This is a genomic window from Ulvibacter sp. 2305UL32-6, assembly GCF_058148545.1.
Genome location: NZ_JBYVKA010000002.1, coordinates 278,215 through 290,995, shown reverse-complemented (window position 1 = coordinate 290,995; position 12,781 = coordinate 278,215). Strand labels below are relative to the sequence as shown.

The 12,781-nt window shown below is 39.1% G+C and carries 12 protein-coding genes; 6 read left to right on the top strand and 6 right to left on the bottom strand.

What is annotated here, in order from left to right; all coding sequences use genetic code 11:
• Position 1: 1 nt before the first annotated feature.
• Genes hisA through hisIE form a run of 3 tightly spaced genes read left to right on the top strand, consistent with a single transcriptional unit; the run spans position 2 to position 2,085 of the window.
• A complete protein-coding gene (gene hisA, locus ACY2RU_RS07110) occupies positions 2 to 730 on the top strand; it encodes a 1-(5-phosphoribosyl)-5-[(5-phosphoribosylamino)methylideneamino]imidazole-4-carboxamide isomerase (RefSeq protein WP_490137741.1) in 729 nt (242 codons plus the stop codon).
• Positions 720 to 1,475, top strand: a complete 756-nt coding sequence (gene hisF, locus ACY2RU_RS07105) for an imidazole glycerol phosphate synthase subunit HisF (protein ID WP_490137740.1) — start codon at positions 720 to 722, stop codon at positions 1,473 to 1,475. Before hisA ends, hisF begins: the two co-directional genes overlap by 11 nt.
• Before the next feature lie 10 nt (positions 1,476 to 1,485).
• Positions 1,486 to 2,085 carry a bifunctional phosphoribosyl-AMP cyclohydrolase/phosphoribosyl-ATP diphosphatase HisIE gene (gene hisIE / locus ACY2RU_RS07100; protein ID WP_490137739.1) on the top strand — a complete coding sequence of 200 codons (600 nt, stop codon included), beginning with the start codon at positions 1,486 to 1,488 and terminating at the stop codon, positions 2,083 to 2,085.
• A 13-nt stretch (positions 2,086 to 2,098) separates the two neighbouring features.
• On the opposite strand, the gene ACY2RU_RS07095 is transcribed toward hisIE, so the two are convergent.
• From ACY2RU_RS07095 to ACY2RU_RS07085, 3 genes are all read right to left on the bottom strand, one after another.
• Entirely contained in the window at positions 2,099 to 3,055 is a 957-nt protein-coding gene (locus ACY2RU_RS07095; RefSeq protein ID WP_490137738.1) for a DUF5694 domain-containing protein, read from the bottom strand.
• Between the two features lie 90 nt (positions 3,056 to 3,145).
• Positions 3,146 to 3,940 carry a LytTR family DNA-binding domain-containing protein gene (locus ACY2RU_RS07090; protein ID WP_490137737.1) on the bottom strand — a complete coding sequence of 265 codons (795 nt, stop codon included), beginning with the start codon at positions 3,938 to 3,940 and terminating at the stop codon, positions 3,146 to 3,148.
• Between the two features lie 76 nt (positions 3,941 to 4,016).
• Complete coding sequence (locus ACY2RU_RS07085) at positions 4,017 to 4,451, bottom strand: hypothetical protein (RefSeq protein WP_490137736.1); 435 nt, start codon at positions 4,449 to 4,451, stop codon at positions 4,017 to 4,019.
• 49 nt (positions 4,452 to 4,500) lie between these two features.
• Here ACY2RU_RS07085 and ACY2RU_RS07080 point away from each other — a divergent pair, with 49 nt between their 5' ends.
• A complete protein-coding gene (locus ACY2RU_RS07080; RefSeq protein WP_490137735.1) occupies positions 4,501 to 5,304 on the top strand; it encodes a tRNA pseudouridine synthase A in 804 nt (267 codons plus the stop codon).
• Positions 5,305 to 5,393: 89 nt separating this feature from the next.
• Positions 5,394 to 6,065, top strand: a complete 672-nt coding sequence (locus ACY2RU_RS07075) for a DUF2461 domain-containing protein (RefSeq protein ID WP_490137734.1) — start codon at positions 5,394 to 5,396, stop codon at positions 6,063 to 6,065.
• 68 nt (positions 6,066 to 6,133) lie between these two features.
• Here ACY2RU_RS07075 and ACY2RU_RS07070 read toward each other — a convergent pair whose 3' ends face one another.
• Positions 6,134 to 7,417 carry an OmpA family protein gene (locus ACY2RU_RS07070; protein WP_490137733.1) on the bottom strand — a complete coding sequence of 428 codons (1,284 nt, stop codon included), beginning with the start codon at positions 7,415 to 7,417 and terminating at the stop codon, positions 6,134 to 6,136.
• Between the two features lie 172 nt (positions 7,418 to 7,589).
• Positions 7,590 to 7,997: a glyoxalase gene (locus tag ACY2RU_RS07065; protein WP_490137732.1), complete on the bottom strand. Its 408-nt coding sequence runs from the start codon at positions 7,995 to 7,997 to the stop codon at positions 7,590 to 7,592.
• Positions 7,998 to 8,152: 155 nt separating this feature from the next.
• Here ACY2RU_RS07065 and ACY2RU_RS07060 point away from each other — a divergent pair, with 155 nt between their 5' ends.
• On the top strand, positions 8,153 to 9,514 hold the full coding sequence (locus ACY2RU_RS07060; RefSeq protein WP_490137731.1) for an NAD-dependent succinate-semialdehyde dehydrogenase: 1,362 nt from the start codon (positions 8,153 to 8,155) through the stop codon (positions 9,512 to 9,514).
• A gap of 58 nt (positions 9,515 to 9,572) precedes the next feature.
• On the opposite strand, the gene ACY2RU_RS07055 is transcribed toward ACY2RU_RS07060, so the two are convergent.
• Positions 9,573 to 12,665, bottom strand: coding sequence for a WD40/YVTN/BNR-like repeat-containing protein (locus ACY2RU_RS07055; protein WP_490137730.1), 3,093 nt, complete (start codon positions 12,663 to 12,665; stop codon positions 9,573 to 9,575).
• Positions 12,666 to 12,781 lie beyond the last annotated feature (116 nt).

Here is a 12,781-nt window from a genome sequence, read left to right as displayed (position 1 = left end):
TATGAGAATAATACCAGCAATTGATATTATCGATGGAAAATGTGTTCGACTTTCAAAAGGTGATTATAACACCAAGAAAGTTTACAATGAGAATCCGTTAGAGGTAGCCAAAATGTTTGAGGCGCATGGTATGAAATATGTTCATGTGGTCGATCTAGATGGAGCAAAAAGTAAGCAAATTGTCAATCATGCTATCTTAGAGCAGATCGCATCAAAAACTAAGCTAAAAGTTGATTTCGGCGGCGGATTAAAACAAGATGAAGATGTTCGTATTGCTTTTGAAAGCGGGGCGAGCCAGATAACTGGCGGCAGTATCGCCGTTAAGGATCGTGAAATGTTTTTACGTTGGTTGGATCGCTTCGGAAGTAAAAAGATCATTCTAGGCGCCGATGCATTGAACGAAAAAATTGCTGTGAGTGGTTGGACCGAAGTAGGTCAAGAAGATCTCATTCCCTTTATTAATCAATATGTGCACGAAGGAATTGAATACGTGATCTGTACCGACATCAGTAAAGATGGAATGCTAGAAGGTCCATCTTTTACCCTTTACGAACGAATTCTCTCTAAAACAAAAAATATCAAATTGATTGCTTCGGGCGGGATTTCAACTTTTGCTGAGTTACCAAAATTGGCTTCGTTGGGCTGCGAAGGAACAATTATTGGCAAGGCGATCTATGAAAACCGTATTTCTTTAAAACAACTTGAAAAATTTATTCTTAATGCTAGCTAAACGAATTATTCCTTGTCTCGATATCAAGGACGGTAGAACCGTAAAAGGGGTTCATTTTGAAAATTTACGAGATGCAGGCGATCCCGTAGCCTTGGCCTCTTTTTATGCGAAAAATGGAGCCGACGAGCTGGTTTTTCTAGATATTTCTGCTACGGAAGAAGGTAGGAAAACCTTGTCTAAGTTAGTTTTGGAAGTCTCTGAAGCTATCGATATTCCATTTACTGTTGGAGGTGGAATTTCTTCTGTATCAGATGTTTCCATATTGCTAAAAAATGGCGCCGATAAAATAGCGGTAAATTCTTCAGCAGTAAAAAGGCCAAAATTGATCAACGAACTAGCAGAAGCTTTTGGGTCACAGTGCATCGTGGTGGCTATTGATGCCAAACTTATAAACGGAGAGTGGATAGTTTTTGTAAGAGGAGGAAAAACTCGTAGTACCTATACGCTATTTGAATGGGCCAAAGAGGTGGAAGAACGGGGTGCAGGCGAGATTTTATTCACTTCAATGGATCATGACGGCGCTAAAAATGGATTTGCAAATGAGGCTTTGGCAATACTTACGGAAACAGTAAATATTCCTGTGATTGCCTCTGGAGGTGCAGGCAAAATAGAAGATTTTACAGCAGTGTTCCTTGATGGAAAGGCTGATGCGGCTTTGGCTGCCAGTGTTTTTCATTTTAAAGAAATAGCCATTGCTACATTAAAAAATGAATTAAAAATACAGGGAATTCCTGTGCGAATTTAAACCAAGTACTATGAAAATTAATTTTGAAAAATACCAAGATGGACTCGTTCCTGCGATCGTTCAAGATGCTATCACCCAAAATGTGTTAATGCTGGGCTATATGAACGAAGCGGCGGTAAAACAAACACTTGAGACTGAAAAAGTAACATTTTTTAGTCGGTCAAAAGAGCGCCTTTGGACCAAAGGAGAGGAGAGCGACAACGTTCTGAATTTGGTCTCTTTGGAAGTAGATTGCGATCAAGATGCGTTGCTCGTTCGTGTAAATCCGCAAGGCCCCACCTGTCATAAAGGAACCGATACCTGCTGGGGGAAACGAAATGCACCGTCATTCGGGTTTTTATCTAAATTAGAAGATGTGATCGAAGATCGTAAGGATAATAAGGAAAATGCTGATTCGTATGTTGCATCATTATTTCGAAAAGGCATCAATAAAGTTGCTCAAAAAGTAGGAGAGGAGGCTGTAGAAGTTGTCATAGAAGCCAAGGATAACAACGATCTCGCTTTTTTAAATGAGAGCGCCGATCTTTTATTCCACTTTATGATCTTACTACAAGCAAAAGGTTTTCACCTACGTGATGTAGAGAAAACCTTGCGTTCTAGACACAAATAATTTAGTACGAAGACTAAATACTGTCGTCCATTAACTTGATACGAATATTTGGATAATTCTTTCTGAATTCTTCCACTAACCCTATCACGTGAGCTGCACCAATGATCAGGACGCTCTTTTGTGCATCGCTGTTCATGATCTTTTGAGCCGTATTTTTGGCGATGCGTTCATTGCGCTCATCAAAATAACGCGTTCCTTCTAGGCATTCTGGCAGATCATTCTGCGTAAACCTAAAGGAAGCACTTTTATGTAGACGTTCTAATGATTTTTTAGAATTCACATAGCTCCCTAGGTTTCCTAAGATGCTCGGTAGTATTGCTTTGTTGTATTGTTTTTTGTTCATTTTTTGGTTAATCGCATTATCACCAGTTGGCTGTGCTACTTTTAAACAGGCATTCCATGCGTCGTGAAATTCTTTGTTTGTTTGCTGATCATCTACCCCTTGGAGTCGTTTAATTCCTTGTGCTAGGGCTAATTTTGCCGTTAGATCGCCGTCCTCATAGCGTGTAGGGACTTTAGAACCATCAACACCATATTTTTTGATGTAGGTATAGAATTCATGGTTTGCGTTATCGCGTAGATAACCAAAAGAAGAGATCAAATAGTCTAGATCGGCTGGAGACATGGAAGCGAAGTCATTTTTTAATAACGTATTAAAGGTATTTGTATCAAAGTCGAATGACGATCGCAAACTATCTGAAAGCGCATAAAAACGTTGATAGCCTTTAGACCAACCCTTTTTAAGGTATTCCCAGCTTATTGTGTCATTTGGCATGGGAGCTTCCACATAAATGGCCTGAGGATCATATTTCAATGCTTTTTTAAGCATCGGTTTGTAGCTGTTCTTTACAATTTTTGGAACGCCATGCATAGCGCCAATAATGTAGAGTTCTTTTTGACCTTCAGCTTGAGAGTAAAGTGAAAGCGTAGTAAAAAAGGTAGCCGCAAATAGAATAAATAGTGTTTTCATGGTATTGGTTTTAGTGATTTCTTCTGGAGCAAACCTACTTCAGAAAAACCAACGGGACCAATATATACAGTGGTTTGGGGCGAAATACACCTATTTTGTGGCGAGTTGTAGCCGATCTTTGACCTGTTGTGTATATGTTTTGGAAACAGGCACCTCAATTCCATTGCTCAAAGTCATAAATGGTTTACCTGCTTGTGTTTTCCATTGCCGAAAATGATACGGATTTATAAGAAAAGAACGATGTGTTCGTAAGAGTTCGGGGAATGCTTCGGAAATTACTGAGAGCTTATTCCGAATAAGTTGTTTCTTTAAAACAGGGCCATCTAGAAATGAAACTTCAATATAATTGTCGTCGGCTTTAACCGAAATAAGATCATTCCATAGTAAGCGAAGTCCTTCGTAGGTACCTTCCCCTTCAATTTCGATCTTTTGATCTTCCATTTTTTTGTTTTTATATTTTCCGAAGGCCCATCGTCCAGCAACCACGATAGGCAAAATGGTTAACATTGTGGGAAGATAAAGGCTGCCAATAAAGTAAGTAAGGGTATACGGATTGGGCTCGTTAGGAACAATAAGGTTTAGATAAACAAGACGAGCAATGATCCCGCCAAACAGAATAAAAGTTCCGAAGAAAATCAGCTCATGAGTTAACAACCAATGCTTATTACGGTTATATAACCAGCGTTGAAAAGGCATTTGGAGTAAATAAGCAATTGCTCCAACTAGTCCATAAACAGGTAAGAACATCAATTTTTCAGAAGTATTTAATTCATTGATGTCAAGTGGCTCGGTGGCAAAAAGAAATACAAAGATCCACAGCGCGAGGGCGAGGGCGATAATAATATGATGCTTTAATTTTGGATCGAATGGGTAAGAAATATTCAAGGCTCAACTTTAAATACGAATATAAAAAATGACGTCGAGACAAGCCCGACGTCATTTTACTTTTTTTAAATATCGCTTACTGTAACCAACCTTTTTGAGCGGCTCCTTTGCTATAATAATAGATAAAAATACCAAAAGCGATCACGATGACCGGCATCAGCATGGCGTCTAGTGGTCCGGAAACTTCAATAACGTTTGTTGCAAATAACCAGTATCCCATCTGAATCAGTAAGGCAATTAGGGAAATACCGAAAACGGGCATGGCTAGTTTTTTTCGTAGCAATAATAGGAGTGACCCTAGAACTCCAGCACCTACGGCTATCGCGAATACAATATAATACCATGAAGGCAATTCATTCATCAAACTAAGAAGTTCTGCTGGGTAGCTTTCAGCGAGTTTATCGGCCCAGATCGTAGCACCGAGCAGTTGAAATACCCCAAAGAGGTTCCATAACAGCGCAAAAACGGCGATGATCCAAAAGCTGGTTTTGGGTTTGTGTTGCGAATTCATACTTTTTAGGTTTAAGGTTATCAAGTAAATATACATTATTTTTGGTGGCATGTTTTTGAAGCGTCATTTCTATTTAGTTCATATTCAGTATTTAGGCTTTCGTTATCACGGCTGGCAAAAGCAGCCAGGTGTCCTCACCGTTGAGCGAATGATCTCAAGAACACTTGCTTATGTGCTCGATCACAAAAAATTTAAGATCTTAGCTTCAGGCAGAACTGATGCAAAGGTTTCTGCAAATCAAGCTTATTTTGAGCTTTTTTTAGACGGAGCCCCGCTGGAAGTAAAAAACTTTCTACCCGAATTCAACAAAAATTTACCGCCCGATATCAGAGCGATAGCGATTTCCGAAGTAACAAAAGATTTCAATATCATTGATGCTCCAATTGCAAAGGAGTATCTGTATTTGTTTTCCTTCGGAAGTAAGCAACATCCATTTGCCGCTCCCTTAATGGCTAATTGCCTCGAAGACCTTGACATTGCGCTTATGAAGGAAGCTGCTAAATTATTTGAAGGCACACATGATTTTAGAACGTATGCTTATAAACCCAATCCTGAAACGCAAACAATAGGAACGATTGACGTTTCTGAAATTTCAGAAAACACCTTTTATACCGCTAATTTTTTTCCATCGGAAAGTTATGTGTTTAAAGTGCGTGGGAAAGGCTTTAAAAGACATCAAATTAGGTTGATGATGGGCGCTTTATTCGATATAGGTCAAGGTAAGATGGATATGGATTTTTTCCGAAGAACTTTAGATCCAACCAACGAAATTAAGCTAGAACATATTGCTCAGGCCAGCGGACTCCTACTTAACGAAGTAGTGCTAGACGAAGAAACTGCAAAGGAGAATTAAAATAAATCATACGAAGTTTTGTAGTTTTAGGTAGCTGAGAAATTAATCATGCAATCATCAATTCATTATATCATTAATAAATCAACATCATGGCTATACCGACATCTGTTTTTGAATTTCTAAACAAGCTAAAAGAGAACAATCACCGCGATTGGATGCAGGAAAACAAAAAAACCTATCTGGCGGGTGAAAAGAGCTTAAAAAAGGTTTATACTGAAATAGAAATGGGCCTAAACAAGACAGATGAGATCGCCAAGACAAAAATTTTTAGGATCAATCGAGATATTCGTTTTAGTAAAGATAAAACGCCTTACAACGTCCACAGAAGTGTGAGTTTCAGTAGGGCAGGAGCGCATCGACGTGGCGGGTATTATTTACGTTTGGAACCGGGAAATAGTATGATGGCAGGTGGGTTTTTTAATCCGGAGCCAGCCGATCTGTTGCGAATTCGGAAAGAGTTTGAGATGGATACGGCCGAAATACGTCAAATACTAAGCGAAAAAGAATTTAAAAAGGCCTTTGATGGTTTTAATCAAGAGAACGCTGTTAAAACAGCACCTAAAGGGTTTAGTAAAGACGATGTAAATATTGACTTAATCCGACTTAAAAGTTATATCGTGACCCATCGTTTTACGGATGAGGAAGTATTACAGGATGATTTTGTTGAAAAGGTGGTTAGACATTTTGAACTACTGCGTCCGTTTTTCGATTATATGAGTGAGGTGCTCACTACCGACCTCAATGGTGTTTCAACCTTGTAAATTAGAAAAGCCCTTTCGATATAATCAAAAGGGCCTTAATAAACACTTAATAAAAAATAGATTGAAAATTACTTCAATCTAAACGTTACTCTACGCACCAACTGTCTTGCAGCCGATGACGATTTGTCAACAGAAGCATCTTCACCATTTCCTGTAAATGATAATCGGCTGGCATCAACACCTGAAGCAATTAAGATATCATAAACACGTTTAGCTCTTTTTTCAGAAAGCTGCACGTTATAGGCCTCATTGCCAATTTCATCAGCAAAACCAATGAGTTCGGCTTGAGCCGATGGGTTTTCCTTCATATACGTTTTTAGGAAGTTGATCGCACTTAAAGAATAAGTTTCTGGCTGTGTACTATTAAATTTGAAATATACATTCACATAACCATTTTCAATAAGTTCTTTTACTCCTAAACCTTTACCACCTCCAACTATGTAATCAGATTCGTTTACGTATCTGTTGTCTAAAGAAGGCTCCAATTCATCAGGAATACCATTTTCATTCTTATCGGTTGCGTATCCTTTAGTGTCTACGGCTACACCAGAAGGAGTATTAGGCTCGCGGTCTAAATAATCTGGAACACCATCCATGTCAGAATCGATCATATCGGTCTCAACTTTAGCCAAACGCTCTTCAAGTTCTTCTAATTTTGATTTAACAACGTTCTTCTCACTATACCAATCGGCATGTTTTGCATTTTTTCCTAAGTAAATATTGAAACCTGCAGAAACATTGTATAGGAGTCCATCATCAATTTGTCTTGAGTTTCTCTGAATCGCTTGAGTTCCATCCCAAGTTTTATCGAAACCAACATTCCCAAGTAGTGTGATGTCTACATTAAATGCTACACGATCTGAAAGTCTAATTTGTGGTGTCAAACCAGCTGCAACGTTCATTAAATGATCCGATTCATCATTACCTGCAGGCGTTTTATGGTTAAGGTTTGAATACCCCGCACCACCGTGAAACAATAGGCCAAATGTATTGGTCCAATCTGAAAAACCTAAAACATTTCCTACGTTAACAACACCTTCTAATGTACCACGAATGTATGTTGCTTCAAAAGGAAGGCTTCCGTCATCTTCAGTCAAGCTATTATAACCAAAAGTAGTTCTCACACCAAATTTCTCATTCATCATATAACGAACTCCTAATGATCCTTGAAACGGACTCGCGCCTTTGGTGAAATAACCATCAGCAAAAGAACCTGAAGGTTTTTGTAAACCACCACCTAATTCAATAGACCATTTATTATAAGCTGTTTCCGCAGAAGATATATCGGTATCTTGAGCCTGTGATAATAATGGTGCAGCACATAAAGCTGTCAGTAATAATAATTTTTTCATAAGTTGTTTTTTTTTTGATTTATACACCAAAATTAGCAACTTAGAATGATAAAAAATGCGGCTTAATCCGAATTAGGACAAGATTAACTATGCTTGAGCAAATCTTTAACACTCCCTTTATTTAAAGGGTGCTGGCCAATAGCTAATTAGCATTTTAGGGTGTTAAATTATGCTAATTTAAGGCGACCAAATCAAATAGTTGAACACTGCTTTTTAATCTTTCCTTAACAATGTTCATCATGCGTTTGTTTAATGCTGAAGAGTTCTCTGTATATAGATTGTATTCCTCAACAGTAAATTGTCCCATGATAATTCCTTTTAGGGAATTTCGAAATTTCATGTCTTTATGAATAGCATTTTCAATGTAATCTAACCGTTTATCGATAGATAGATCATAAAAAACATTTTTATGTTTCTTGATGTAATTGATGAATACGGCGACTAGTAATTCGCTTTGAAGTTTAACTACAGGTCTAATTGTGTTGTTTTGAAAGGATTCTTCGGAAGACATTCCGGATGTTACTTTGGCTGAAGGAATTTCGGGTCGTAGGGCTAACAAAGCCCTGTCTCTGGTGTCCATATCTTTTGGGTTTTAATAAAGATAGTCCAATCTTAAAGGCTAATAAGCTCGCTTCTTCCGAAGTTATACACAGCACTATTAACAGTATTCACGTTAAAATCATCTTAATCGAACTACCTGTTTACAAGGCTTTACGTACTTTTAAAAGAAAAATCATGACACAGGTTCACTCGGTAAATCCGTATTCCGAAGAAAAAATAGCGAGCTATAAAAAGCATACCAAGAAAGATATTTCGTCTATACTCCAGCAAGCCGATAAACGGTTTTACTCGTGGCGAGAGACTTCTTTTGCTGAAAGAAAGAAGCTTATGCTCGCAGCAGCTTCCGAACTGAAAAAGAATAAGCAAGAATATGCTGAAATGATGACTTTGGAAATTGGAAAACCCATTAGTCAATCGATCGCAGAAGTAGAAAAATGCGCCTGGGTATGTGAATACTACGCAAATGAAGCCAAAGAGCAAGTAGCCAATGAAACGATCAAAACAGATGCTTATAAAAGTTATACAAGTTACGAGCCCATGGGTGTAGTGCTAGCGGTAATGCCTTGGAATTACCCATTTTGGCAGGTTTTTCGTTTTGCGGCTCCAGCTTTAATGGCTGGCAATATTGGTGTATTAAAGCACGCTTCTAACGTCTTTGGAAGTGCATTAAATATTGAAAAGGTCTTTCAGCGAGCGGGATTTCCTGATCATTGTTTTACCACCTTATTAGTGGGTAGTGAAGCGATAGAAGCTATCATTGAAGATCCTATTATAAAAGCGGTAACGCTTACTGGGAGTGGGCCGGCGGGCTCTGCTGTTGCTGCCACTGCTGGGAGAAAGATCAAAAAATCGGTTTTAGAGTTGGGTGGAAACAATGCACTTATTGTTATGGCAGATTGCGACATGGATAAAACTGTTGATATCTGTGTACAAGCGCGCTTTCAAAATACAGGTCAGAGTTGTATTGCGGGAAAAAGACTTTTGATAGACGAGAAAATTTCCGAAGAGTTTATAGAAAAATTATTAATGAAGGTACGCGAACTTAAAAGCGGAGATCCTATGGATAAAGGCACATACATTGGCACTATGGCGAGAAAGGATCTGGCAAAAGAGCTCGAGGCGCAGGTTAACGCATCCGTGGAGCAAGGTGCGAAGATGGAGATAGGAGGTAAGCGACAAGGAGCTTATTTTGAGCCTACTGTGCTAACCGGTGTTACACCAAAAATGACCGTCTTTAAAGAAGAAACTTTCGGACCGGCACTTTCTGTGACTACGTTCAAAAATGCTGATGAAGCCATTGCATTGTCGAATAATTCTAGATTCGGACTCGGAGTATCGATCTTTACGAAGGATATCGAGGCTGCCGAAAAGATGGCATATCGCTTTGACGAGGGAGCAGTTTTTATCAACGAGTTGGTAAAGAGTGATCCAAGGTTGCCTTTTGGAGGTGTCAAGGAAAGCGGCTATGGGAGAGAGCTCAGTAAGCATGGTATTCGGGAATTTTTAAACCGAAAGACCGTTTATATTCAGAAATAAAAAAAAATCCAGACAAGTTTGACACCTGTCTGGATTCTAAATAAAATTACATTGTGAATTACTCTTTACTTAAAAATTCTTCTTTCGTTTGAATTTTAGGTAATTCCATACTATTCTTTTCGAGTGTTTTGGTGAATTTTGCAACTTCTTTATTCATGATATTTTTAAATCGTTCTTTCTCTGTATTAAATTCTGAAGAAATTAATTCATAGTTTAACTTGTGAGCGCCCGAAACTCTATCATAACTTCCAGCAACATTCGCATAGAGGTCACCCATTCGTTCGCGAAGTTCTGGTTCGGCAGAAGCAACATAGTTATCACCTGTAGTGATCACGAGATCCTTCCGAAGAGCTTCTAAAGCATCCCAGGCTTTTTGGGCTTCTTTTACGCCCTTACCACCTGCATCAATAGTGGCTTTTGCTGTTTTTTGAGTTTCATCAATTTGATGCACCAAATAGGCTAATTCTTCAACCATATCATACAATTCTTTGGTAAAAGCTTCCTGCTCTTTGCGTTCTGCCAAAGTGGTTATGGCAGAATCATCATATTTGGTTTCAATGATATGTTCATATCTGTCTTTCCCTTTGGTAAGTACGATTTTATATTTACCAGCAGGTATCCGTGGCGATGTAAATCCGCCAAAAGACAGCGTTTTCGCCGCCGCCATCTTCGGGTTGGTTGTATTAAAACTATAATTAACGACATTGATCCCTTTCGATTTTCCAGGAGATAAGGATGTAATTTTATTTCCGTTCATATCTTGAACTTCCATAGTCATCTTTCCAAAAGTATGTCGTTTCTTTAAATAATATACAATGCGTCCAGCGGTACTTTTGTTTTGACCAACAAACTGTGTTTCAGCACCAAAGTTTCCTGAAAATCCACTTTCTTCAACCATCGTAAATGGTTTATTTTTAAAGAAATGAACGTCTTTTGCTAAAATATTCTGATCTAGTTCTCGCAGCGGGCTAATATCATCAATGATGATAACACCTCTTCCGTGTGTTCCCATAACGATATCGTTTGTTTTCTTCTGAAGGTCGATAAAATGTACTGCCACAGGAGGCATGTTGTTTGTAAAATGTGACCAGTTGTCACCACCATCAATTGTAACATAAAGTCCGAATTCAGTTCCTAAGAACAACAGATCTTCATTTACATAATCTTCCTGAATGTTCCGTACAAACGCACGAACGTCAATATCTTTAGAGATAATTGATTTCCAAGTTTTTCCGAAGTCTGTCGTCTTAAGCGCGTACGGTTTCATATCACCCGTGCTATGACCGTCAAAAACAGCGTATGCGGTTCCTTTCCCGTGAATACTTGCTTCAATGTGATATACCCATGTGTTCTTCGGAACACCCGTTAAATTAGCAGTTACATTCGTCCAACTTTTTCCGCCATTGGTGGTTACCTGAACATTACCATCATCGGTTCCTACCCAAAGAATATCTTTATCTAAAGGTGATTCGGCAATGGTAAAAATGGTGGTATGATTTTCTGCGCCACTGTTATCTACAGACAATCCACCAGAAGCAGACTGGTCTTGTTTGGCTTTATCATTGGTTGTTAGATCTGGTGAAATGATCGTCCAGTTATCGCCCATATCATCAGAGCGGTGTACAAATTGACTTCCCATATAAAAACGATCAGGCACATGATTGCTTACTGCCATGGGAGCATTCCAATTAAAACGTAGGTCGGCGTCACCTTTCTTCGGAAGCGGTTGAATGGTTTTCGTTTTATTCTTTTCAACATCATAACGCCACACATTGTCGGCGCCTTGCATTTCAGAATAAATAATATTTTTCGTTGGATGTTTTAGCACACGGAAACCGTCGCCATATCCAACACTGTTCCAATCGCGAGCTTCCACGCCTCCTGGAGAAGAGGAGGGACCATACCAAGATCCATTGTCTTGTAAGCCGCCATACACGTTGTAAGGCTCAGCATCATCTACACTTATATGGTAGAATTGCGATAAAGGTAAATTCTCCACAATTTCGAAGGTTGTACCACCATTCCATGAGCGATATACACCACCATCGGTTCCAGAATAGATGATATCGCTGTTTTTTATGTCGAAAGTGATATCATGAATATCACTGTGCATATTTCCGAGGTCTTTAAAGGTCTTTCCTCCGTCACGACTAATCGATCCGCTTAAACCTCCCTTTACAATAATATTTGGGTCTTTAGGATCTACCGTTATTCTGGAGAAATAAAATGGTCGTACCACCAAACCAAAATCATTATTAAGATGTTCCCAACTCTGACCCGCATTAGTTGATTTCCAAAGGCCATTTTTTGAGGGCTCTTCTGTTTCCAAAACCGAATAAAGAATATTGCTATCACTAGGCGCCATTGCTATTGCGATACGTCCTAATTTTCCAGATGGAAAGCCATTATGGATCTTATTCCAGCTAGTTCCACCATTGGTAGATTTATACAAAGCACTGTTTAATCCGCCTGAGTTAAAACCCCAACCGGTACGTCTGAATTCCCACATAGACGCATATAGCACATTTGGATTTTTTGGGTCCATGATCACGTCGGCTGCACCTGTTGACGGACTCACATAAAGAATTTTGTTCCATGTTTTTCCGCCATCGGTTGTTTTATAAACACCGCGATCTTCGCTATCACTCCACAACGCGCCCAAAACTCCAACATATACTTCATCAGTATTATTTGGGTTGATCGCTATAGAAGCGATGCGTTCACTTTTTTCGAAACCTGGAATTTCTTTCCAGTTGGAACCGCCGTCAACCGATTTATAGAGCCCGTCACCAACAGAAACCGAATTACGGGTCCAAGTTTCGCCTGTACCCACCCAAATTACATTATCTGGATCTTTTGGGTCTAGTTTCACTACACCAATAGATTGAACGTGTTCGTCGAAGATAGGGTTAAAGGTAGCTCCGCCATCATTCGATTTCCAAACGCCACCTCCAGCTGTTCCGGTATAGATGATCCTTGCGTTAGTTGGGTGATTTTCAAGATCATTGATCCTTCCGCTCATAAGCGCTGGACCAATATGGCGAGCTTTCATGTCGCCAAAAAGTTCTTTTCCCTTTAGAGCGATTTCTTGTGCATTGGCGGTCAAAGGTAAAAGCGCCACTGCAAGTAGAGTTAAAAGTAATTTTTTCATTGTTTTTTGGTTTAATTTCAGAATAAAAAGTGGTTAGCTTCAACTTGCTTTTATAAGATCTCAAAAGCGGGTAAAAAAAATCCCCGAACGAGCAGGGATTTTTGTTTGGAATAAAA